General features: G+C 74.4%; 15 protein-coding genes. 9 read left to right on the top strand and 6 right to left on the bottom strand.

The genetic code is table 11. The features are described from left to right. Positions 1-32: 32 nt before the first annotated feature. Positions 33-752, top strand: coding sequence for a TetR/AcrR family transcriptional regulator (locus tag ABT041_RS30530; RefSeq protein WP_351190504.1), 720 nt, complete (start codon positions 33-35; stop codon positions 750-752). Here ABT041_RS30530 and ABT041_RS30525 read toward each other — a convergent pair whose 3' ends face one another. The 3 genes from ABT041_RS30525 to hmgA form a co-directional block, all read right to left on the bottom strand. After that, positions 753-1,970: a type ISP restriction/modification enzyme gene (locus tag ABT041_RS30525; protein ID WP_351190502.1), complete on the bottom strand. Its 1,218-nt coding sequence runs from the start codon at positions 1,968-1,970 to the stop codon at positions 753-755. Between the two features lie 148 nt (positions 1,971-2,118). Then, positions 2,119-2,868, bottom strand: coding sequence for a GntR family transcriptional regulator (locus ABT041_RS30520; RefSeq protein ID WP_351190500.1), 750 nt, complete (start codon positions 2,866-2,868; stop codon positions 2,119-2,121). A gap of 40 nt (positions 2,869-2,908) precedes the next feature. Beyond that, on the bottom strand, positions 2,909-4,231 hold the full coding sequence (hmgA, locus tag ABT041_RS30515; RefSeq protein WP_351190498.1) for a homogentisate 1,2-dioxygenase: 1,323 nt from the start codon (positions 4,229-4,231) through the stop codon (positions 2,909-2,911). A gap of 100 nt (positions 4,232-4,331) precedes the next feature. Between hmgA and ABT041_RS30510 the strand changes: the two genes are divergently transcribed. The 6 genes from ABT041_RS30510 to ABT041_RS30485 all read left to right on the top strand — a co-directional run bounded on the left by ABT041_RS30510 (position 4,332) and on the right by ABT041_RS30485 (position 10,625). Next, complete coding sequence (locus ABT041_RS30510) at positions 4,332-4,502, top strand: hypothetical protein (RefSeq protein ID WP_351190496.1); 171 nt, start codon at positions 4,332-4,334, stop codon at positions 4,500-4,502. A gap of 19 nt (positions 4,503-4,521) precedes the next feature. Further along, positions 4,522-5,196 carry a TetR/AcrR family transcriptional regulator gene (locus ABT041_RS30505; RefSeq protein ID WP_351190494.1) on the top strand — a complete coding sequence of 225 codons (675 nt, stop codon included), beginning with the start codon at positions 4,522-4,524 and terminating at the stop codon, positions 5,194-5,196. A gap of 75 nt (positions 5,197-5,271) precedes the next feature. Beyond that, positions 5,272-7,470 (top strand): molybdopterin oxidoreductase family protein, encoded by a 2,199-nt coding sequence (locus ABT041_RS30500; protein ID WP_351190492.1) that lies wholly within the window; start codon positions 5,272-5,274, stop codon positions 7,468-7,470. Positions 7,471-7,618: 148 nt separating this feature from the next. Next, on the top strand, positions 7,619-9,040 hold the full coding sequence (locus ABT041_RS30495) for a CitMHS family transporter (RefSeq protein WP_351190490.1): 1,422 nt from the start codon (positions 7,619-7,621) through the stop codon (positions 9,038-9,040). Between the two features lie 165 nt (positions 9,041-9,205). Continuing rightward, positions 9,206-9,886, top strand: a complete 681-nt coding sequence (locus tag ABT041_RS30490; protein ID WP_351190488.1) for a hypothetical protein — start codon at positions 9,206-9,208, stop codon at positions 9,884-9,886. Next, a complete protein-coding gene (locus ABT041_RS30485) occupies positions 9,873-10,625 on the top strand; it encodes a class F sortase (RefSeq protein ID WP_351190486.1) in 753 nt (250 codons plus the stop codon). Before ABT041_RS30490 ends, ABT041_RS30485 begins: the two co-directional genes overlap by 14 nt. Before the next feature lie 234 nt (positions 10,626-10,859). Here the strand turns inward: ABT041_RS30485 and ABT041_RS30480 are convergent, their stop codons facing one another. The 3 genes from ABT041_RS30480 to ABT041_RS30470 all read right to left on the bottom strand — a co-directional run bounded on the left by ABT041_RS30480 (position 10,860) and on the right by ABT041_RS30470 (position 19,737). Further along, positions 10,860-14,207: an ATP-binding protein gene (locus ABT041_RS30480; RefSeq protein ID WP_351190484.1), complete on the bottom strand. Its 3,348-nt coding sequence runs from the start codon at positions 14,205-14,207 to the stop codon at positions 10,860-10,862. Positions 14,208-14,311: 104 nt separating this feature from the next. Further along, positions 14,312-17,176 (bottom strand): FG-GAP-like repeat-containing protein, encoded by a 2,865-nt coding sequence (locus tag ABT041_RS30475; protein ID WP_351190482.1) that lies wholly within the window; start codon positions 17,174-17,176, stop codon positions 14,312-14,314. After that, positions 17,176-19,737 (bottom strand): S8 family serine peptidase, encoded by a 2,562-nt coding sequence (locus ABT041_RS30470; RefSeq protein WP_351190480.1) that lies wholly within the window; start codon positions 19,735-19,737, stop codon positions 17,176-17,178. Before ABT041_RS30470 ends, ABT041_RS30475 begins: the two co-directional genes overlap by 1 nt. 696 nt (positions 19,738-20,433) lie before the next feature. Between ABT041_RS30470 and ABT041_RS30465 the strand changes: the two genes are divergently transcribed. Continuing rightward, positions 20,434-21,825: an aldehyde dehydrogenase family protein gene (locus ABT041_RS30465; protein ID WP_351190478.1), complete on the top strand. Its 1,392-nt coding sequence runs from the start codon at positions 20,434-20,436 to the stop codon at positions 21,823-21,825. Positions 21,826-21,854: 29 nt separating this feature from the next. Continuing rightward, on the top strand, positions 21,855-22,937 hold the full coding sequence (locus ABT041_RS30460; protein WP_351190476.1) for a Zn-dependent alcohol dehydrogenase: 1,083 nt from the start codon (positions 21,855-21,857) through the stop codon (positions 22,935-22,937). Positions 22,938-22,953 lie beyond the last annotated feature (16 nt).

Here is a 22,953-nt window from a genome sequence, read left to right as displayed (position 1 = left end):
CGTAACTACGATGGTGAGCGAGGTGATGATCCATGGCGGGCCGAGCGGCCGAACCGGAAGTGATCTGGGCGCGCCCTGAGCGCACGGGCCGCGGCCCCAAACCGGCCTACAGCCGCCGGGACATCGTGGCCGCGGCCGTCCGCATCGCCGACGCCGACGGCATCGACGCGGTCTCCATGCGCCGCGTCGCCGCCGAACTCGGCTGCGGCACCATGTCGCTCTACAACTACGTCCCCCGCAAGGAGGACCTGTACGAGCTGATGGTCGACGCGGTCAGCGGCGAGTACGAGCTCCCCGAGGAGCCGAGCGGCGACTGGCGCGCCGACATGACCGCGATCGCCCACCAGACCCGCGCGATCATGTACCGCCACCCCTGGCTGGCCCGGGTGATGACCACCGCCTACGGCTTCAGCCCCAACGCCCTGCGGTTCCTGGAGTGGTGCCTCGGCTGCCTCGCCCCGCTCGACCAGCCCGCCGGCCTCAAGATGCAGCTGATCGCCATGGTCAACGGCACGGTCATGGCCACCGTCGCCAACGAGCAGGCCATCGCCGAACGCGCCCGCGGACTGCCCTGGTCCGAGGCCGAGGAGCAGGCCGTGCGCGGTGCCTACCTCATGGGGCAGGTCGCGACCGGCGCGTACCCGCACCTTGCCGCGCTGCTCGCCGAGGCGCCCGCAGCGCCCGTCGACGCGGACGAGATCTTCGCGATGACCATCGCCCGCCTCCTGGAGTCCTTCGCCCCGGGCGCGTGATCACAGCAGCATGAACTGGCCCTCCGGACCCTCCTCCTGATGGTCCAGGACGGAGGCGGGACGGCGGGACCAGGGCGGCACGGGGAGGATTCCGGCCGCTGCGAGGGCCGCCCTGCCGAGGCCTCCGGCTCCGTCTCCGAGCGCCGCCCGCTCCGGCTCCCGCGCCCCGAGCAGCGCGAGCACCGTGATCAGTTCGAGCAGCTCCGAGGTCCACTCCTGCGGCCAGGCGGCCGGTCCGATCGCCTCCAGGGAGCCGGGCTCCGCAGGGGCCGTCCGGTGCGCGAACCACTGCTCCAGGACCCGCACCCCGCCGACCCGGTACTCCCAGGCCTCCGCCGGTACGGGGGAGATCAGGCCCCCGCCGACGTCGAGGACCTCGGCCTCGGAGTCGTACGTCATCGTGGTCGGCCGCGCGGGGACCGCCGCGCGTACGTAGGGCCGGCGCCCGCCCGGAAGCCGGGGCCTCGTCCCGCTCAGGGCGCCGCGCAGCTGCACGTCGGCGAGCTCCCGGCCGAGCGCCACGCCCGCCGCCCACACCTCCGGGTCCGCGGGGAGCGGGACACGGCAGCCGGCGGGGGAGGGGAGCGCCGAGGCCGTGGTCCACGCCAGCCAGTCGTGGGCGTCGACCTCGCCCCCGTACCGCTTCCCGAGGAAGCCCAGGAGGCCGGGCGCGAGATTCGGCTCCCGGCCGTCGGGGCGCCGGAACAGCGGCCGGATGCGGCCCGGCCGGCCCGCCGGGGAGCGGCCCTCCGGCAGCGCCGCCGTCACCAGGAGCGCGGGACCGGCGGCCCCCGGCACGTACCCCTGCTCGACGGCGAAGAGCTGCGGCTCCCCGGCGACCCGCCACAGCTCCGGCCGTGCGGTGTCGATCAGCCGGTGGTCCGGCAGCAGCCACTGCTCGTCGAACGGACCGTGCGCCACCCGCACCGGCTCCGGGCACGGCCCCGACTCGCGGGCGAACCGCGCGGTGCCGGTCCGCTGACCGGGCAGCGCGCCGACCGCGCTCGCCTGGCTCCGCGCCCGGCTCGGCCGGAACAGCGCCTCCCGCTCGGCGCCCTCGGCGGCCACGAGCCGCTCCCAGCGGGACCGCAGGGTGCGCGCGTCGGGGGCGACGATCCAGGACCGCCCGAACCTCAGCGGGGCCACGGACCACGGCATCAGCTCGTCGAGGAGGGGCACGTCGTCGACAGCTCCGGGGGATTCCGTCACGCCCCGCATGCTAGACGAGCGCCGTCCGTACGGTGCCGGCGTCGGGCGCCCCGGGGCGGACCCGTCAGCGGCGCCCACGGCGGCGGCCCGCGGTCCGGCCCCTCGGTGTCGCCGCCGTCCCCGCCCGGATCCGGCAGGCACCAGCGCCCCGCGGGCGTCAGTGCGCCTCCACCGTCACCGTGAAGGAGAAGCGGTCGCCGCGGTAGCGGATGCGGGCCACGTCGACGACCCGGCCGTCCTCGTCGTAGGTCACGCCCGTGTAGTGGAGGATCGGGGAGAGCAGCGGGACCTGCAGCAGCCCCGCCGTCTCCGGGTCCGCGAGCCGGGCCTCGACCGTGTCCGTGATGCGGCTGATCCGCACCCCGACCACGTCCCGCAGCACCTTCGTCATCGGCCAGCGCTCCAGATCGGCCGGGTCGATCGCGGCGGCGAGCTCGGGCCGCACCGCGTTCTCCGCCCAGTTCGTCGGCTCGCCGCTCTCCCCGTCGCTGCGCAGCCGCCGGTACGCCACGACCTCCGGCACGTCCGGGAAGTACTCCGCGAGCTCCCCGGGCACCGGCTCCGTGCCGTGCCCGAGGACCGTCGTCCGCTCGCCCGACTGCTGGGCCACGATCGCGTCGATCGAGCCGAGCAGCCGGCGCGGGGTGGACCGCCGCGCGCCCGGCTCGATGAAGGTCCCGCGCCGCCGGTGCCGGCTGATCAGGCCCTCCTCCTCCAGTTCCTTGAGGGCCTGGCGCATGGTCAGCACGCTCACGCCGTAGTGGGCGGCGAGCTGCTCCTCGGTGGGCAGCCGCAGCGAGGCGTCGGGCGTGCGGCCCAGTATCGAGGCGCGCAGCGACTGCGAGACCTGATACCAGAGCGGCAGCTTGCGGTTCAGGACCAGCGAGTCGGGAGCGAAGGCGGTCACGGGTTCTCCGTACGAAGGCTACGGGCGTACGGCCGAGACATTACGGCCGGAAGTGGCGCTCAAGACCCTGCCATACGTCGTCGTATGCCTTCTGCAGGTGGTCGGCGGTCGCGGCCTGCGGGGTCGCGGTCACCGGCCAGCGGGTCTCGAACATGAAGGCCAGACCGTCGTCGATCTTCTGCGGCTTCAGCTCGGCGGCGCTCGCCTTGTCGAAGGTCTCCCGGTCGGGACCGTGCGCGGACATCATGTTGTGCAGCGAGCCGCCGCCCGGGACGAAGCCCCCCTTTCCGGCGGTCTTGGCGTCGTAGGCGCCCTCGATGAGGCCCATGTACTCGCTCATCACGTTCCGGTGGAAGTACGGCGGGCGGAAGGTGTCCTCGCCGACCAGCCAGCGCGGGGCGAAGACGACGAAGTCGACGCCCGCGAGGCCCGGGGTGTCGGAGGGCGAGGTGAGGACCGTGAAGATCGACGGGTCCGGGTGGTCGTACGAGATGGTGCCGATGACATTGAACCGGCGCAGGTCGTAGACGTACGGGGTGTGGTTGCCGTGCCAGGCGACGACGTCGAGCGGCGAGTGGCCGTACGTCGCCGACCAGAGGTTGCCGCAGTACTTGTTGACGACCTCGACCGGGCCCTCGACGTCCTCGTAGGCGGCGACGGGGGCGCGGAAGTCACGGGCGTTGGCGAGACCGTTGGCGCCGATCGGGCCGAGGTCGGGGAGCTGGAACGGAGCGCCGTAGTTCTCGCAGACGTAACCCCGGGCCGTCTCGTCCAGGAGCTCGACGCGGAAGCGGACGCCGCGCGGGATCAGCGCCACCTCCCCCGGGTGGGCGGCGAGCAGGCCCAGCTCGGTGCGCAGCAGGAGGCCGCCGCGCTCGGGGACGATCAGCAGCTCGCCGTCGGCGTCGCCGAAGACCCGCTCCATGGAGGCGTTGGCGTGGTAGAGGTGCACGGCCATGCCGGTGCGCTGCGTCGCGTCGCCGTTGCCGCCGAGGGTCCAGAGGCCGGCGAGCCAGTCGGTGCCGGGCGCCGGCTCGGGCAGCGGGTTCCAGCGCAGCCGGTTGGGGTCGGGCACGGTCTCGGTGAAGGGGGCGCCGGCGAGCGCGCCGTTGTCGATCCGGGTGAACGGCGGGTGCGCGGCCGAGGGGCGGATGCGGTAGAGCCAGGAGCGGCGGTTGTGGGACCGCGGCTCGGTGAAGGCGCTGCCGCTGAGCTGCTCGGCGTAGAGGCCGAGGGGGGCGCGCTGCGGCGAGTTACGGCCGTCCGGCAGTGCGCCGGGGACCGCCTCCGAGCTGTGCTCGTTGCCGAAACCGGTGCTGTAGGTGAGCGCCTCGGCCGTCTTCCTGGCCTGCTCCGTGGTCATCGACCGCTCCTGTCCTGAGCCCACAAGGGAATCCTATGGATGACCGTAGGATTCCGCGCGCCCTACGTCAACGGGGCATCTGCCCCCGGCCGGCCGTTCGGTGCGTGCACGAGGGGTCCAAAAAGGCTCCGGCCCCGCCCGCCTCCTCGTCGACGGCCGGGAGACCGCCCGCCTGTACGGCCCCCGGGACTACGTGCTGCCCGGCGCCCACAGCCCGACCGTCCGGCTCCACGCGGACGGGGGCGCCGGCGCCGGACTGCTGATCGCCTGAACCGGACCGGAGCGGCATCATGGACCCCGTGCCCCAGACCCCTGCCCGAACCCAGCCGGCCCTCCGCCGCGCCCCCGTGCAGCAGCGGAGCGCCGAGCGGCTGGCCCGGATCCTCGACGCCTGTGCCGTACTCCTCGACGAGACCGGGTACGAGCAGTTGAGCACCCGGGCCGTCGCCGACCGTGCCGGCGTCCCCATCGGTTCCGTGTACCGCTTCTTCGGCAACAAGCGGGCCATGGTCGCCGCCCTCGCCCACCGGAACCTCGACCGGTACGCCGAGCGGGTCTCGGAGCGGCTCGCCGGGGCGCCGATCCTCGACGCGCACGGTGCGATCGACGGCGTCCTCGACGAGTTCATCGAGATGAAGCGGACCGTCCCGGGCTTCGCGCTCGTCGACTTCGGCGTGCCCGCCGCCGCACCCGGAGAAGCCGCGGAGGGCGGCCCGGCCGACGGCTCGTCCGACGCCGTCATGGACGACCCCAACCGGCTCGTCGCCGAACGGATCTGCGCGCTCCTCGCCAGCCACCTGGGCCGCGCCGCCGACGAGGACCTGCACCGGAAGGTGCTCGTCGGCGTCGAGACCGCCGACGCCCTCGTACGGCTCGCCTTCCGCGCGGACCCCGCCGGAGACCCGGCGCTCGTCGCCGAGACGCGGTGCCTGCTCCACGCCTACCTGGCGCCCTCGCTCGCGTGATCTTCCGCAGGCCCCTCCCGCACGTGCCTACTGGTCGGTAGGCTCGGCGTCACCCGACGCACCCAGGGAGACGCCATGCCCACCGCCCTGCGCATCTGCCCCCTCTGCGAAGCGACCTGCGGACTCACCCTGACGCTCGACGGAAGCCGCGTCACCGGGGCGCGCGGCGACCGCGACGACGTCTTCAGCAAGGGGTTCATCTGCCCCAAAGGAGCCTCGTTCCCGGAGATAGACGCCGACCCCGACCGGCTCCGCACCCCGCTGGTCCGCAAGGACGGCAGACTCCAGGAGGCCACCTGGGCAGAGGCGTTCGACACGATCGCCGCCCGGATCCGGCCCCTCATCGAGGAGTACGGGCCGGACTCGGTGGGCATCGTCCTGGGCAACCCCAACGCGCACACCATCGCCGGCGCCCTCTACCCGCCCCTGCTGATCGGCGCGTTGGGCACCAGGAACCTCTTCACCGCCTCGACGCTCGACCAGATGCCCAAGCACGTCTCCAGCGGACTGCTCTTCGGGGACCCCTTCGCCGTCCCCGTGCCGGACCTGGACCGCACCGACCACCTGCTGATCCTCGGAGCCAACCCCCTGGACTCCAACGGCAGCCTGTGCACCGCCCCCGACTTCCCCGGCAGGCTCAAGGCACTGCGCCGGCGCGGCGGCACCCTCACCGTCGTCGACCCCCGGCGCACCCGCACCGCCCGCCTCGCCGACCGGCACGTCGCGATCCGCCCCGGCGCCGACGCACTGCTCCTCGCCGCCCTCGTCCACACCCTCTACGAGGAGGAGCTCACCGACCTCGGCCCGCTCGCCGCCCACGTGGAGGGTGTCGAGGAGGTGCGGGAAGCGGTGCGGGAGTTCAGCCCCGAGGCGGTCGCCGCCGCCTGCGACGTGGACGCGGACACCATCCGCGCCCTCGCCCGGGAGCTCGCCGCCGCCCCCACCGCCGCCGTCTACGGGCGGATGGGCAGCTCCACCGTGGCGTACGGCAGCCTCGCCAACTGGCTCGTCGACGTGCTCAACGTCCTCACCGGCAACCTCGACCGGGCCGGCGGGGCGCTCTTCCCACTCTCCGCCACCGCGCCCGTCCCGCGCCCCGCCGGGCCGGGCAGGGGCTTCGCCCTCGGCCGCCGGCACAGCAGGGTCTCGCACCACCCCGAAGTCAAGGGCGAGTTGCCGCTCGTCGCCCTCGCCGAGGAGATCGAGACGCCGGGGGAGGGGCGCATCCGCGCGGTGATCACCGTCGCCGCGAACCCCGTCCTCTCCGCGCCCGACGGGGACCGCCTCGGCGCGGCCCTCGGCTCGCTCGACCTGATGGTCGCCGTCGACCCGTACCTCAACGAGACCACCCGCCACGCCGACGTCCTGCTGCCCCCGCCGCCGCCCTCCCGGAGCGCCCACTTCGACTTCGCCTTCAATTCCTTCGCCGTCCGCGACCAGGCCCGCTACACCCCGGCGGCCGTCCCCCTCGAAGCGGACCGCATGGACGAGTGCGAGATCCATGCCCGGCTGATCCTCGCCGTGACGGGGATGCACGGCGCCCCGCCGTCCGCCGTCGACGACCTCGCCATCGACACCACGCTCGCCAAGGCCGTGACGCAGGAGCACTCGCCGGCGTACGGCGCGGACCCCAAGGAGTTCGCCGCCCGGCTCACCGGGGCCACCGGAGCCGAGCGGCGACTCGACCTGATGCTGCGGCTCGGCCCGTACGGCCTCACCCTCGACGAGCTGAAGGCGCAGCCGCACGGAATCGACCTCGGGCCGCTGAAGCCGCGCCTGCCGGGGCTCCTCAAGACCCGCAGCGGACGGATCGAACTGTTCCCGGAGCCGCTCGCCGACGACCTGCCCCGGCTGCGCGCCGCCCTCGACGCCGTACCGGAGCCGGGGACCCTCCAGCTCGTGGGGCGCAGGCACCTGCGCTCGAACAACAGCTGGCTGCACAACACGCCCGCCCTGGGCGGGGGTTCGAACCGCTGCACCCTCCAGGTGCACCCGGAGGACGCGGAGCGGCTCCGGCTGGCCGACGGGGGGCTCGCCCGGGTCAAGGGGGAGGGCGGCGAGCTGGAGGTGCCGGTGGAGGTCACCGACGGCGTACGGCCGGGGGTCGTGAGCCTTCCGCACGGCTGGGGTCACGACCGGCCGGGCACCCGGCTCGCCGTCGCGTCCGCGCGCCCCGGCGTCAACGTCAACCAGCTGCTCGACGGGTCCCGGATCGACCCGCTCTCCGGCACCGCCGTCCTGAACGGCTTCCCGGTGGAGGTCTTGCCCCTGTAGCCCGGCCCCACCCGTCGCCATGGCCGTGACCTGGGGTTTTGCTCGTATTGCTCACGCGTCAACATCTTGTTAACGGCAGAAGAGGGCACCTACCGTCATCCGCACCGCCGCTCGGCGGCAGTTCAAGGGTGAACGTGAGGTGTCCTCCATGCTGACCGTCCTCGGCTTCGCCATGATCGCGACCTTCCTGGTCCTGATCATGCTGAAGAAGATGTCGCCGATCGCGGCGCTCGTACTGATTCCCGCGCTGTTCTGCGTCGCGGTCGGGCAGGGGGCCCAGCTCGGCGACTACGTGATCGAAGGCGTCGGCAAGCTGGCGCCGACCGCCGCGATGCTGATGTTCGCGATCGTCTACTTCGGCGTCATGATCGACGTCGGCCTCTTCGATCCGATCGTCCGGGGCATCCTGCGCTTCTGCAAGGCCGACCCCGTGCGGGTCGTGGTGGGTACGGCGGTGCTCGCCGCGATCGTCTCCCTGGACGGCGACGGTTCCACCACGTTCATGATCACCGTCTCGGCGATGTATCCGCTCTACAAGCGGCTCAAGATGAGCCTGGTGGTCATGACGGGTGTCGCCGCCACGGCCAACGGCGTCATGAACACGCTGCCGTGGGGCGGCCCCACCGCCCGCGCGGCGACCGCGCTCAAGCTGGACGCCGGCGACATCTTCGTGCCGATGATCCCCGCGCTCGGTGTGGGCCTGCTCTTCGTCTTCGCCCTGGCGTACGTGCTCGGCCGCCGGGAGCGCAAGCGCATCGGCTACCTGACCCTCGACGAGGTCCTGACCCCGGAGACCGACGCGGTGCTGGTCACGGCGGGCGGCGGCACGGGCGGGACCGGCAAGGGCAAGGGCGCGGTCGGAACCGGGAACGCGTCGGGCGCCGCGGGCGGTACGGGTACGGGTACGGGTGCGGAGATCGGTGACGGGTTCCAGGGCCTCGACCCGAACCGTACGACGCTGCGGCCCAAGCTGTACTGGTTCAACGCCGGCCTCACGGCCGCGCTGCTCACCGCGATGATCCTCGAACTGCTGCCGATCCCGGTGCTGTTCCTCCTCGGCGCCGCCCTCGCGCTCACCGTCAACTACCCGAAGATGGCCGAGCAGAAGGAGCGCATCGCCGCCCACGCGGACAACGTCCTCAACGTCACCGGCATGGTCTTCGCCGCGGCCGTCTTCACCGGCGTCCTCACCGGCACCGGCATGGTCAAGCACATGGCCGACTGGCTCGTCGGCGCCATCCCCGCGGGCATGGGTCCGCACATGGCGCTGGTCACCGGCGTCCTGAGCATCCCGCTCACCTACTTCATGTCGAACGACGGCTTCTACTTCGGCGTGCTGCCGGTCCTCGCGGAGGCGGGTGCGGCGCACGGCGTGTCGCCCCTGGAGATCGCCCGGGCCTCGCTGGTCGGCCAGGCGCTGCACATGTCGAGCCCGCTGGTGCCCGCGGTGTACGTGCTCGTCGGCATGGCGAAGGTGGAGTTCGGCGACCACACCAGGTTCACGGTGAAGTGGGCCGCGCTGACCTCGCTGGTCGTGCTCGCGGCCGGGATCCTCTTCGGGATCATCTGACCCGGACGGCTCCGTCCCTGGTCACGCGCGGTGCCGGGGAGTGAGCCGGACGGGTGGAAGTCGGAGGGTGGCGCGACGGGTCGCCACCCTCCGTGTCCATGTTGTGACAGATAGTCGGATTATCGCAGTAGCGCCCGATGTGCTCACGACTGGAGGACCTCCACGATGACGACACCCCCCACCCGTACCCTTCTTCGCGCCGTGCTCGCCACCATGGCGCTCAGCGCCGTCACCCTCGGGGGAGCCCAGACGGCCCTCGCCGCCCCGGGGGACGACGGCGACGTCAAGGTGCACCAGTCGACCACGGCCGACACCAGCCCGGTGAACGAGCCCCGCGTCGACTGCCCGTTCCGCCTCGCCGCCCTCAACTTCGACGGACTCCCGAGCATCGACTACGCGATCTATCCGCAGCCCGGCCCGCCCGGAAACAACCAGGGCAACCCGCTCAGGTCCGGGACGGTCGTCCTCAACACCAACGGTGACGGAGCAGCCGGACCGATCTCCCTGCCGATCGGCATGTACAAGGTCGAGTGGACGTGGGAAGGCAAGCTCGGCGCACCCAAGTCGAAGGTCTTCAACGTCATCAGCGCCTGCCGGGACAACGGCAACGGCGGCCCGGGCAACGGAGGCAACGGCAACGGCGGCAACGGGAACGGCGGCAACGGCGGCCACGGCCACGGCAGGCCGCACGGCCCGGTCGGCGCGGGCGGCGGCGGCAGCGCACAGCTCGCCGCCGAGGACTCCTCCGCCTTCGGCGTCGGGGCGGCCGTCGCCGCCGGCCTCGCCGGCACGGCCGGACTGGTCCTGATCCGCCGCTCGCGCCGCCGCGACAATGGCGCCGCGTAGGTCCCGCTTCACGCGCAGGCAGCGGCGTCTGCTCCGGCTCACCAGGACGGTGGTCGTGACCACCGTCCTGGTGACCGGGGGCGTCTGGTGGGCCGGTGACGAGGAACCGGCCGACCCGCCGCTCGCCGCAGGCCCGGCCACCCCCGGTCCGGCCACGCACGGCCGGACCGGGGCGGCGGCCGGAGCACCGGCCGCCCTGGACCACAAGGCGAAGACCAGGGCGCTGCCCAAGGCCACGCCCAAGCCGCGGCCCGCGCCCCCGCCCGCGCCGCTGGCCCGCTCGCGCCCCGTCACCGTCGCCGTCCCGGCCATCACCATCGAGGCCCCCGTCATCGACCTCGCCCTCGACGCCACCGGGCGGCTCGGCACACCGCCCGTCGACGACCCCCGGGTCGTCGGCTGGTACGCCAAGGGGCCCACGCCCGGCGAGCGCGGGACCGCCGTCGTCGTCGGCCACCGCGACACCCGCACCGGGCCCGCCGTCTTCCTCAACCTCAACTCGCTCAGCGCCGGCAACACCGTCCGGGTCGCCCGCGCCGACGGCAAGGTCGCCGTCTTCACGGTCGACCGGGTCCGGACGTACGCCAAGAGCGACTTCCCCGACAAGGAGGTGTACGGAGACAGCACGCGGCCCGAACTCCGTCTGCTCACCTGCGGGGGAACCTTCGACCGCGGCAAGGGCTACGAGGCGAACATCGTCGTCTTCGCCCATCTCACCGAGATCGCCCAGAAGATCTGACCACCGCCACCGACCCACGCCCCGCCGACGGAATCCAGCCGCCCGCCGGCTGGGGCGTGCACGGGATCCGGACCGTTCCGGATCCTCCGTCCTTCCCCGTGCGCTGGATCCGGACCGTTCCGGATCCTCCGTCCTTCCCCGTGAGCCGGATCAGCCCGTCCTGGGGGCGCCGTCCCGTTCCCGCCCACGGGATCAGGCCGTCCCCGGCGCACCGCCCGTGCCCCCGCGCCGGATTCAGACCATCCCCGGCGCGCCGTCCGTCCACCCCGCCCCACGGGCCCACGCCACCCGCCGCGCCCCCGCCGGATACGGCAGGGTCTGCGCCAGGGCGGTCGCCCGGGCGAAGCCCGCCGCCGACTCCCGCTCCCGGCCGAGCGCCGCGAGCGCGGCGGCGTGCGCCGTACGGGCCTCCGTCTCCGCGAGCCGCTCCCCGGCCCGTTCCGCCCGCTCCGCCTCGCCCGCCGCGGTCTCCGCGGCCTCCGCGGCCCGGCCGCAGGCCAGGAGCGCCCACGCCGCCAGATGCGCGGCGCCCGTCTCCCGGCAGTCCGCGAGCAGCCGCAGCGCCTCCTCGGGTCTGCCCTCCCGCACGGCGAGTTCGGCGCGCGCGGACCGCACCTCGTACCCGGCCTGGTGGTCCCCCTGGGCCCGGGCCGTCCGCTCGGCCGGATCGAGGAGTTCACCACCGCCCGGCTCGGCCGCCCGCATACGGACCCGGGCGAGCGCCACCAGGGCGTACGGGGCGCACCACCCGGCGTGCGAACCGGTGTCCCGCACCGCCGTCTCGGCCAGCTCGCGCGCCTCCTCCACCTCCTCCACCAGAAGGTGGAGCTCCGCGAGGTTCGCCCGCTCGAAGACCGTCGCCGTCGGATCGCCCGCGCGCTCCGCCAACCGGAGCGCCCGGCGGCCCGTTTCGATCGCCTCCCGCAGCCGCCCCGCCCGCCGGGCGGTCTCGCGCAGCACCGAGAGCACCGAGGCGAGCAGCTGCGGATCGCCGTACGCCTCCGCGTGCGGCAGCGCCCGGTCCGCGACCGGCCCCGCCTGCCCGAAGCGCCCCGCGAGACCCAGCGAGGTCGCCTGCGCGGCGAGTGCCCTGGCGAGCAGCCCGCGCCGCTCCGGTCCGGTCACCGCCTGCGCCGCGTCCTCCGCGGCCCGCGCGGCGACCACCCCCTCGTCGTACCGGCCCGCGACGAAGCACAGCACCGCGCGGGACAGATGGTGGGCGCTCGCCACCGCCGCCGGGGTGTCGGGACCGGGCGGGCAGGAGTCGAGCAGCCGGAAGCCCTCCTCCGTGCCGCGCGTCTTCGGCATGAGCTCCGCGAGCCGCGCCGCCGCCAGGACGCGGCCGTCGGCGTCCCCGCGCCGGCCCAGCTCGTCCAGCGCCTCGCCGAGCAGCCGCGCCGCCTCGTCGAACCGGCCGAGCCGGCGCAGCACGGCGCTGCGGTCGATGCGGGCCCGCGCGGAGTCGGCGGCCAGCGCGTCGAGCCGGTCGGTGAGTTCGGCGTAGTAGCGGTCGGCCGTGTCGTTGGCGTAGAGGGCCGCCGCCCGCTCGGCGGCCTGCCGCAGATAGCCGGTGGCGCGCGGGTCGTCCGCCCGGGTCAGATGGGCGGCCAGCGTGTCCACGGCCTCCGGGCGGCGGCGGAGCACCGCCTCCGCGTACGCCGAGTGCAGCAGCCGGCGCCGGGCTGCCGACAGGCCTTCGTAGCAGGTCAGCCGGACCAGCGGGTGACGGAAGGCGAGCCCGGCGACGGGCCGGCCCTCGGAGACCACCTGGCGCTCCTCGACCACCGAGGCGGCGACGGCCGCCTCCACGGCCTCCGTGGCCTCGGCCGCCGAGAGCCGCGGATGCCCGCCGCGCCGGGCCACGTCGAGGACCTCGGTGAGGGCCGCGTCCTGACCGGCGACGGCGACCGCGTCGACCACCCGGCGGGCCGCGGGCGCGAGCCGGGCCAGCCGCTCGGCCACCAGCTGGCGCACGCCCTCAGGGGCGCCGGCCGGGCCGTCCCCGTCCCGGACCGCACGCGCCAGTTCGAGGGCGAACAGCGGATTGCCGAGGGACAGTTCCCAGACCCGCTCGGGGGCGGGACTCTCGGTGCCCAGGGCGTCGGCCGTCAGTGCCAGACAGGCCTCGCGGGACAGCCGGGGGAGTTCGACCGCGGCCGCGAGCGACTGGCGGAGCAGCAGGTCGAGGACCTGGCGGCGCGGGTCGGCGGCCGGAAGTTCCTCCGGGCGCACAGTGGCGAGAAATCGCCAGGCCCTTCCGGACTCCCCGGCCCGCCGGGCAAGATGGCCGAGGAGCTGGAACGAGCCCGCGTCCCCCGCGTGGAGGTCGTCCAGCACCACCATCACGGGCCGCTCCGCAGCCAGTTCACCGAGCAGCCCCGCCGTCGCCCGGAACAGCCGGTCCCGCTCCTCCTCGGGACTCCGCCCACTCCCGGCGGGCACCCGCCCCAAGGACGGCAGGAGCGCCGCCAGTTCGGGATACTCCGTCCCGGTCCTGGCCCGCTCCGCCGTCGGCCGGCCGGCAAGCCAGCCGTCCAGCGCCTCGGCGAACGGGCCGTACGGCGTGTGCCCCTCCGCGTCGTGGCCCGCCCCCCATAGCACGGCCGTGCCCTCGGCGGCCGCCCGCCGGGCCACCTCCCCGGCCAGCCGGGTCTTGCCGAGCCCGGCCTCCCCGGTGAGCAGCAGTACGGGCGGGGAGCCGGCGGCGAGCAGCCGGGCGAGGAGCTCGTCCCGGCCGCGCAGCGGAGTGCCGGGCGGCCGGCGCACCACGGCCGGCAGCGTGGGCCCCACCGACCGGGAGGCCGGCGGGGTGGTGGCGAGCGCCGCCCGGTGCAGCCGCTCGGTCTCCGGTCCGGGCCGCACGCCGAACTCCGCGTCCAGTGCCTCCCGGCACAGGTGGTACTGGGCGACCGCCCGCCGGCGCAGCCCCTGCCGGACGTACGCCTCGATCAGGAGCCGGTGCGCCTCCTCCTCGGCGGGAGCCGCCACCAGGACCTGCTCGGCCGCCGCCACCGCCTCCTCCGGGCAGTCGGCCGCCAGATGGGCGGCGGCCAGGGCGACCAGGGTGCGTTCCCGCAGGGCGGTCAGCCGCTCGCGGCGGGCCTCCGCCCAGGGCGCGTACCGGTCCTCGGGCAGCAGGTCGCCCGTGAACGCCTCCACGGCGGCCGCGAGTCCGGCGCGCCCGCCGTCGGCGAGCGCCGCCTCCGCGAGGGCCTCGGCCTCGTCGGCGTCGATCCGTACCGTCCGAGGATCGAGGCGCAGCAGCGCGCCCTCGCCCGTCAGATAGGAGGACGCCGCCCGGGGCGCCAGCTCGGGTTCGATCGCCCGGCGGGCCGCGTGGAGCGCCACCCGCAGACTGCCCAGCGCGGCCTGCGGGTCCGCGTCCGGCCAGCAGATCTCCAGCGCCTGCTCACGGTGGAGACGGTGCCCGGGGGAGACCGCGAGCAGCTTCACCAGCGTCCGGGCGCTCGGGCGCGGCCACCGCTCGGAGAGCGGCGGCCCGCCGTCCCGGTCCACCCGGAACCCGCCGAGGAGGTGCACCCGCAGCACCGGAGGTGCGCCCGCTGGTATGTCTGCGCTCATGAGGGCGCCCACTGTAATGGGTGCCCCGTGCACCGGAATGGCGCGGTCCAGAAAACGCGGGGACCCCCGCCCGGCGGTGCGGACGGGGGTCTCGGGCCGGGGGGTCAGCCCGCCGTCAGGCGGCCCGTCACCATGCCGTGCATCGCGTCGTCCTGGAGCAGATAGCGGCCGCCGGACAGTTCGATCGTCCGGTCGAAGCCCGTGTCGTCCTTGCCGAGGCCGACGACCTCGTCCACCCCGTCGCCGTCGAGGTCCGCGACGACCAGGTTCTGCTGCGCGTAGCCGACCAGCTTGGTCAGGTGGTCGGGGTAGTTCCGGCCGGCGGTGAGCACCGCCGGGTCCCACACGTACGTGGCGCCCTCGGTGCCGCCGATGATGAGCCGCCGGCCGCCGGGGCCCGTGGCGAACTCCGCCCGGTGCAGGGTCGGCAGGGTGTAGACCCCGTACTCCTGGCCGTCCTTGGCGAAGGTCCGCAGCGAGGCCGTGCCGGCGAGGACGAGGCCCTCGTCGCCGGTGAACCAGTTGCCGATCGTCCAGGACCCGCCGCCGGTCCCGGTACGGACGACCTTGCCCGTACGGAGGTCGCGGAACTCGAAGTAGGTGCTCCAGAACTGGCCCTCCCGCACGATCCACGAGTACACGACCGCGTGCCCGTCGGCGTACGGGATGCCGGGCGAGGCGTACACCCCGTGGTAGAGCTGCGCCGCGTAGACCTTCGTGTCCACGTCGCCGGTCCACGTCGGGTCCGCCGACCAGAGGACCTCGCCCGTACGGGCGTCGAGCGCCGTCCCGCCGACCCGGCCGGTCCCGTCGAGCGCACCGCGCGTCTGGTACGAGCCGAGGACCTTGCCCTCGGCGACGGCGAGGTCGGAGAAGACCAGGCCGGCCGCGGGCGCGTACTCCCAGAGCTGGTGTCCGTCGCCGGCGTACGCGCGCACCGCGTCCGTCGGCACGAGGATCTCGTCGTCGCCGTTCCCGTCGACGTCCCCGACCGACACGGAGCGGACGAACTGCCCCTTGCCGTCGATGGTCCTGCGGACCCGGCCGGTGGCGGAGTCGACGACCACCGCCGCCGTGTCGGCCGCGACGACCAGCTCGTCACGCCGCCCGTCGCCGTCGGTGTCGGCGATCCGGATGTCGCCCTGCACGGAGCCCGGCAGGGTCGTCCGCCACAGCATCCGGGGCTTCCCGGCGGCGAGCGACGGGCCGTCGTAGGCCCACAGGCCCTGGGACTGGCCGCCGACGACCACGTCCTTGTGCCCGTCGCCGTTCACGTCGGCCGCGAGGCCCGTGCTCAGGTTCGCCTGGAGCGGGATCACGGAGGTCTGGTGCCCGCTGCCGAGCGTGTACGAGCGGATGTTCTGCTCGTTGTCGACGGTCCTGACCCGCCACTCGTCGCCCTCCCGGTACGGCTGGGCGTAGATCGGGGAGGCGTCCGCGCCCTTGTGCTGCCAGCGCACCTTTCCGTCCTGACCGTTGAACGCGGTCAGGGTGCCGAAGCGGGTGCCGCCCGGGTTGGCGGCGGTCTCCTTGCCCTCGGTGGTGAAGTACGAGGCGAGGACCTTGCCGTCGACGATCTTCAGACCGAGCGCGGAGTCGCCGTCCTTGAAGTTGTCCGCGCCGCGCTTCACCGTCTGGGACCACAGCTCGGCCCCGTCGGCGCCGTCCAGGGCGCGGACGGTCGCGGTGTTGACGTACTGGTACTCGTCGAGCGTCGACTCGCTGATCGCGTACTCCGGCGCCTCGTCCCCGCGCAGCTGGCCGATCCGCAGCCCGGTTCCGAGCGCGTTGACCCGGGTGTCGAGGGGGGTGCGGGTGCCGTCGGCCGGGTCGTAGCCGGCGAGTTCGTACCGCACGCCGTCCCGGTAGTCCGCCTGCTCCAGGGCGACCAGACGCCGGCGGACCGGGTCGTAGGCCAGCTGACGGGAGTACAGGTCGTTGTCGGTCCGCCACACGACCGAGCCGTCGGCCGTGTCGAGGACCAGGGTGCGGCCCGTGGCGGGGGCCGTCGCGGTCTTCTTCACGTACCAGGAGACCGCGACGCGGCCGTCCCCGAGGGGAACGGTGGAGCCCCACCGGCCGTTGCGCTGCCCCGTCTCGTACGTCCAGGCCGCCGACGGGGAGAGCCTCGTGCCGTCGTACGAGAAGCGGTAGGCCTGGAGCGACGCGGTGGCGTCCTTCGCCGCGTTGAGGTTGGTCGACGGCTGGTCGCCGACGAGCAGGACGCCGCCGACGAGCGTGACCTGCTGGGCGTCCGCGAAGAGCTTCGACCACAGCGTGCGGCCGGTGGCACCGTCGAGGACGGTGACGAAGGTGCCCGTGCTGAGCGGTGAGCCCGGGGAGGTGAAGGGGCGGTACGGGCTGGTGCCGACATCGGCGGTGAAGACGATGTCCGCGACGCCGTCGCCCGTGAGGTCGCCCTGCGCCCAGCCCCGGTCGGAGGTGTCCGCGAAGGGGCTGTTGGCGTGGAACCCGGTGGTGATCCGCGCCGGGTACGGCTCGGACTGCCAGGGGCGGATGTTCTTGACCTGCCAGTCGGCGTAGAGCGAGGCGTTGTCCCGCTTCCAGACCGTGCGGCCGTCCGCGGCGAGCCGGGTGACGGTGCCGAGGCTGTGCACGGCGAGGAAGTCGCCGTGCCCGCCGTCGAGCTGGGCGGTGTCCGCCTGGCCCCGGTAGGTCTCCAGGGCCGAGGCCGCGGTGAGGCTCACACCCGAGGCCGACGTGTCCTGCGTCTCGGCCGCCGCGGCCGCGGTGGGCTGCTCGGTCTGCGGGGTGACGTCGAGGGGCTCCGGGGCCTCGGCGCGCCGCTCCAGGGCGTCGGCCTGGGCGTCGGTGAGGATGCGGGCGCCGTCGGGGGTGACGGGTTCGCCGGCCGCGATGGCGGTGGTCGCGGGGAGCGCGGTGAGGGCGAGGCCCGCCGCGACGAGGGCGGAGGCGAGGCGTACGCCGCGCCGGGAACGGTGGGTCATCACGCCGCCTTCGGGAAGATGCGGAGGGCCGAACGGTCCGTCAGGACCGGCTCGCTGAAGGAGTACTGCAGGGCGTCCGTCCCGGCCTGGTTCTCGATGCCGACGGTCGCGCCGCCGCCGGCCTCCAGGGAGTCGGTGCCGATCGACTGGTACTGGAGGACGATCGCGCCGGTCGCCTCCTCGAAGACGGCCTCGAAGGTGACGCGCTTGGTGGTGTCGGCGGCGAAGGCCGCGTTCTCCCAGAGGATCGTGAACCTGCGCTGCCCGGCGGTCCCGCTGGTCCCGGTCCTGACCGCCGACTTGGCGTCCAGGGTCAGGTCGTCCCAGTAGGCGGCGAGGATGCCGTTCGGCTGGCCCGGGGACGGCAGCGCGGTGTTGGCGTAGTCGCCGAGCCGCGGGGCCAGGAAGTTGACCAGGCCGTTGGTGGTGACGCTCGCCTGGTCGTAGGTGACGCCGTAGAAGGAGACGGGGAACGGCAGGGCGATCGTCTTCGCGTTCTCGTCGCCGGAGAGCGCGAGCTTCGTCGACGCGGTGCTCCAGGCGTACGGGGCGGGCAGGCAGCCGTTGCCGGAGGCGTCGGTACGGGCGGGCAGCGCGGCCGTCACGTTCTCGTCGCCGTCCACCGTGAGGACGCTCGTGGAGACGCCGTTGCACAGGACGGGCGCGGCCGGGGTCGCGGTGAGGGTGAAGGAGCCCTCGGCGACGGCCGGGAAGCGGAAGGCGCCGGAGGCGTCGGTGACGACGGCGGCGAGCGGCGCGTCCGTGAAGCGGACGGTGGCGCCCTTCAGGGGCTTGCCGGTGACGTCGAGGACGGTGCCGGTGACGGCGTGCGTGGGGACCGCGTCCAGGGCGAGGTCGTGGGAGAGGGCCTGGCCCGTGGTGACGGTGAGGCCGTTCTCGGTGAGGTTCCGGTAGCCGTACCCGCCGGCGGTGAGGGTGTACGTGCCGGCGGGGAGCGTCAGCCGGTAGGCGCCGGCCGCGTCGGTGGTCACCGTGCGCCGGGTCCCCTCGGCGGCCGCCGTGACCGTGACTCCGGCGAGCGGGGCGCCGGTGGCCCGGTCGGTGGCCGTGCCGGTGACGGTGGCCGCGCTGTGCGGGGCGCGGTCGACGGCGGCGAGGATGTCCAGCTTGCCCTCGCCCCACACGTTGTTGGCGGCCGCGGTGCCGCCGCAGTGGGTGTCGTCGACGTCACGGGCGGAGCCGTTCAGAGCCGCCCGGGTGGCCTCGATGTCGCCGATGAGGGAGGGCGCCGAGGACCAGAGCAGGGCGACGGCGCCCGCGACGTGCGGGGTCGCCATCGACGTACCGGAGATCGCGCGGTAGAGGCCGCCGGGCCAGGAGGAGCGGACGTTCACGCCCGGGGCCGAGATGTTCGGCTTCATCGAGCCGTCGACGAGGGAGGGGCCGAAACCGGAGAAGTCGGCGATCTTCCCGTTCGCGTCGTAGGCGCCGACGCCGTAGGCCGGGGCCTGGGCGCCGGGGGCCTCGGTGGTGGAGCAGCTGACGCCGTTGCCGGCGTTGCCCGCCGCGAAGGCCTCGAAGATCCCGGCGGCGTTCCAGGAGGTGATGATGTCCTGGTAGAAGGTGGTGTTCCCGCCGCCCCAGGAGTTGTTGACGATGTCCGGGGCCAGGTCCGGGCGCGGGTTCTGCCCGTTGCGGTCGGTCGGCGCCAGGATCCACTGGCCCGACTTGAGGAGCGAGGAGTCGGAGCAGCTGCGGGCCTCGCAGCCCTTGGCCGCGATCCACTTCGCGCCGGGGGCGACGCCGATGCCGCCCGCGCCGGCGATGGTGCCCATGGTGTGGGTGCCGTGGCCGTTGTTGTCGCAGGGCGTGCCGCCGGTGCACTGGCCGGTCGGGTCGTACCAGTTGTAGTCGTGGCTGAAGGTGCCGTCGCCGAGGTTGCCCCGGTAGTTGCCCTTCAGGGCGGGGTGGTCGAACTGCACGCCCGAGTCGACGTTCGCGACGACGATGCCCTCGCCGCGGTTGTCGTACTGCGACCAGACCTGGTCGGCCTTGATGTCCTTGACGCCCCACTCGGGCGTCACGGCCTCCTCGGCGGCCGTGGAGGCCTGCTCGACGGCGTCGAGCGTGTAGTGCCGCTCCTGGCGGAGGGCCGCCACGTCGGGGCGGGCGGCGAGCTGCTCGACGAGGGCCTTGCCGCCGGTGACCTTGACGGCGTTGGCGATCCAGTACGACTCGTAGCCGACCCTGGCCCGGTCGAGGAAGCGCGTGAGCGGGGCCTGGCTGCGGCCGGCCTCGGCGCGCAGGGCCTCGAAGGCGGTCCGGGCCTTGTTCTCGTGGCCGTGCTGGGCGCGGGCCCGGGAGAGGTCGGCGCGCTCGGCGAGGACCACGAAGAACGTCGCCTCGCCGCCCGCGTCGACGGTCGCGGTGACCGCGGGGTCGACGGTGGCGTGGGGGGCGGGTGCGGAGGTCGGTGTGGACGCCGGTGCCGCCGTCGCGGCGGGCGCCGCGAGGAGGGCCGCGGCGGTGGCGGCGGCCGCGGCCCAGGCGGTGGTTCCGCGCCGGAGGGGGGACCGGAGCGGCGAGCGGGGCGGGTGCATGTGGGTGGCTCCTCCATCGCTGGTACGGGGGAAGCCGGCGCCCCGCCGCCTCCAGGGCCCGGGGGCGGCGGGGCGGGCTCGGTCGGCGACGCTAGGGGCGGGGCGTTACTGGGGAATTACTGGGGCCCCGCGCCGTTGTGGGCCGCGCTTCCGACCCGTTGTGGGCAGGCGTTCCGCAAGGGGCGATGGGGGTCCCCCCTGCTCGAGCGAAGCCGAGAGCTTGGGGGAGGGTGGGCACAACGGAACGGCGCCCTTGCCGGCGCCTGAGGCTCCCGCGCCTGGACCCGCACCCCGTGTGCGCCGTCCCGGGTGGTGCGGGTCCAGGCCCGGAACGCGGAGGCGCCGCTGGAGCGCGCCGTCCCGTGTGCCCACCCGTCCCTCCCTCTAGAACTTCGTCCTGGGGGGACCCCCATGCGGGACGATTGCCCACACGGGCGGTGGCGACCGCCCCGTCGCGGGCGCGGGCCCACACGGGCGGTGGCGACGGCCCCGTCGCGGGCGCGGGCCCACACGGGCGGTGGCGACCGCCCCGTCGCGGGCGCGGGTCCACACGGCAACGGACCGGCGCTCCGCCCAGCACGGGCGCGGCCCCGGGCCGGCCGTGAGGCGGCGCACCCCGGCGGACCCTGGCGCCGGAAAACTAACAGCGCTAGTTTGGGGCGGACGAGGAAGCCGCCACGTGAGGAGAGACAGCGGATGAAGGCCCACGACGCGATGTACATCGGCGGGGAGTGGCGTCCCGCCTCCTCCACGGAGACCATCCCGGTGATCAACCCGGCGGACGAGCAGGTCATCGGCCACGTCCCGGCCGGCACCGCCGAGGACGTCGACGCCGCCGTCCGCGCCGCCCGCGCCGCGCTCCCCGGCTGGGCCGCGACCCCGCCCGCCGAGCGCGGGGCCCGGATCGCCGCGCTGCGTGACGCGCTCGCGGCCCGCGCGGAGGAGATCGCCGCCACCGTCACCGCCGAGCTCGGCGCCCCGCCGCAGCTCGCCGCCGCCGTCCATGCCGGACTGCCGATCGCGGTCGCCGGCTCGTACGCCGAACTCGCCGCCACCCACCCCTTCGAGGAGAAGGTCGGCAACTCCACCGTCTACGCCGAGCCCGTCGGCGTCGTCGCCGCGATCACCCCCTGGAACTACCCGCTCCACCAGATCGTCGCCAAGGTCGCCCCGGCCCTCGCCGCCGGCTGCACCACCGTCCTCAAGCCCGCCGAGGACACCCCGCTCACCGCCCAGCTCTTCGCGGAGGCCGTCCACGAGGCCGCCCTGCCCGCCGGCGTCTTCAACCTGGTCACCGGTCTCGGCCCGGTCGCCGGACAGGCGCTCGCCGAGCACCCGGACGTGGACCTCGTCTCCTTCACCGGCTCCACGGCGGTGGGCAGGAGGATCGGCGCGCTCGCGGGCGGCGCGGTCAAGCGGGTCGCCCTCGAACTCGGCGGCAAGTCCGCCAACGTGATCCTGCCGAGCGCCGACCTCCCCAGGGCCGTCGCCGTCGGCATCGCCAACGTCATGTCCAACTCCGGCCAGACGTGCAGCGCCTGGACCCGGATGCTGATCCCCGCCGACCGGTACGAGGAGGCGGTGGCGCTCGCCGCCGAGGCCGTCGCCAAGTACGTCCCCGGCGAGCGGGTCGGCCCCCTCGTCAACGCCAAGCAGCAGCAGCGCGTGCGCGGCTACATCGAGAAGGGGATCGAGGAGGGCGCCCGGCTCGTCGCCGGCGGCCCGGAGGCCCCGCGCGAGACCGGCTACTACGTCTCGCCGACCGTCTTCGCCGACGTCACGCCCGAGATGACCATCGCGCAGGAGGAGATCTTCGGCCCGGTGGTCTCGCTCCTCCGGTACGAGGACGAGGACGAGGCCCTCGCCATCGCCAACGGCACCGTCTACGGCCTCGCCGGAGCCGTCTGGGGCGAGCAGTCCGAGGCCATCGCCTTCGCGCGCCGCATGGACACCGGCCAGGTCGACATCAACGGCGGCCGCTTCAACCCGCTGGCCCCCTTCGGCGGGTACAAGCAGTCCGGTGTCGGCCGGGAGCTCGGCGCGCACGGCCTCGCCGAGTACCTCCAGACCAAGTCCCTGCAGTTCTGACAGTCCTGAGCGCAGAAGGAGCGAACAGCGTGATCCGCGCCGCCGTCCTGCCCGCCGTGGGCTCTCCGCTGGAGATCACCGGCATCGAACTCCCCGAGCCCGGACCCGGCCAGGTCCGGGTCCGGCTCGCCGCCGCCGGGGTCTGCCACTCCGACCTCTCCCTCTCCAACGGCACCATGCGCGTGCCCGTCCCGGCCGTCCTCGGCCACGAGGGCGCGGGCACGGTGGTCTCCGTCGGGGAAGGCGTCACGCACGTCGCCCCGGGCGACGGCGTCGTCCTCAACTGGGCGCCGTCCTGCGGCAGCTGCCACCCCTGCTCGCTCGGCGAGGTCTGGCTCTGCGCGAACGCCCTGACCGGCACCGCGAACATCCACGCCCGCACCGAGGACGGCACCGAGCTCCACCCCGGGCTCAACGTCGCCGCCTTCGCCGAGGAGACGGTCGTCGCCGCGAACTGCGTCCTGCCCGTCCCCGACGGCGTGCCGCTCACCGACGCGGCCCTGCTCGGCTGCGCCGTCCTCACCGGCTGGGGCGCGGTCCACCACTCGGCCCGGGTCCGGAAGAACGAGACCGTCGCCGTCTTCGGCGTCGGCGGGGTGGGACTCGCGACGCTCCAGGCCGCCCGGATCGCGGGTGCCTCGACGATCGTCGCCGTGGACGTGTCCCCGGAGAAGGAGGCGCTCGCGAGGGCGGCGGGCGCCACCGAGTACGTCGTGGCCTCCGAGACCACGGCCAAGGACATCCGGAAGCTGACCGGGGGCCACGGCGTCGACGTGGCCGTCGAGTGCGTCGGCCGCGCCGTCACCATCCGGACCGCCTGGGAGTCCACCCGGCGCGGCGGCCGCACCACGGTCGTCGGCATCGGAGGCAAGGACCAGCAGGTCACGTTCAACGCCCTGGAACTCTTCCACTGGGGCCGCACCCTGGCCGGCTGCGTCTACGGCAACTCGAACCCGGCCGAGGACCTGCCGGTGCTCGCCGGGCACATCCGGGCCGGCCGGCTCGACCTCGGCGCGCTGGTCACCGAGCGGATCACCCTGGACGGCATCCCGGGCGCCTTCGAGAACATGCTCGCGGGCAAGGGCGGCCGCGCGCTGGTCGTCTTCCCCTGACGGAACGCGGAAGCCC

The organism is Streptomyces sp. NPDC002825 (genome assembly GCF_040295385.1).
Classification (GTDB): Bacteria; Actinomycetota; Actinomycetes; order Streptomycetales; family Streptomycetaceae; genus Streptomyces.
Note: the sequence above shows the minus strand (reverse complement) of the source record. Positions and strands in the feature narration are given on the sequence as shown.

Bases quoted from the DNA above. Each gene is read 5' to 3' on its own strand.
- ABT041_RS30465 (WP_351190478.1), top strand. From the start codon at position 20,434: ATGAAGGCCCACGACGCGATGTACATCGGCGGGGAGTGGCGTCCCGCC.
- ABT041_RS30500 (WP_351190492.1), top strand. From the start codon at position 5,272: ATGCCCACCGCCCTGCGCATCTGCCCCCTCTGCGAAGCGACCTGCGGA.
- ABT041_RS30525 (WP_351190502.1), bottom strand. From the start codon at position 1,970: ATGCGGGGCGTGACGGAATCCCCCGGAGCTGTCGACGACGTGCCCCTC.
- ABT041_RS30505 (WP_351190494.1), top strand. From the start codon at position 4,522: ATGGACCCCGTGCCCCAGACCCCTGCCCGAACCCAGCCGGCCCTCCGC.
- ABT041_RS30490 (WP_351190488.1), top strand. From the start codon at position 9,206: ATGACGACACCCCCCACCCGTACCCTTCTTCGCGCCGTGCTCGCCACC.
- ABT041_RS30530 (WP_351190504.1), top strand. From the start codon at position 33: ATGGCGGGCCGAGCGGCCGAACCGGAAGTGATCTGGGCGCGCCCTGAG.
- ABT041_RS30495 (WP_351190490.1), top strand. From the start codon at position 7,619: ATGCTGACCGTCCTCGGCTTCGCCATGATCGCGACCTTCCTGGTCCTG.
- hmgA (WP_351190498.1), bottom strand. From the start codon at position 4,231: ATGACCACGGAGCAGGCCAGGAAGACGGCCGAGGCGCTCACCTACAGC.
- ABT041_RS30485 (WP_351190486.1), top strand. From the start codon at position 9,873: ATGGCGCCGCGTAGGTCCCGCTTCACGCGCAGGCAGCGGCGTCTGCTC.
- ABT041_RS30475 (WP_351190482.1), bottom strand. From the start codon at position 17,176: ATGACCCACCGTTCCCGGCGCGGCGTACGCCTCGCCTCCGCCCTCGTC.
- ABT041_RS30470 (WP_351190480.1), bottom strand. From the start codon at position 19,737: ATGCACCCGCCCCGCTCGCCGCTCCGGTCCCCCCTCCGGCGCGGAACC.
- ABT041_RS30480 (WP_351190484.1), bottom strand. From the start codon at position 14,207: ATGAGCGCAGACATACCAGCGGGCGCACCTCCGGTGCTGCGGGTGCAC.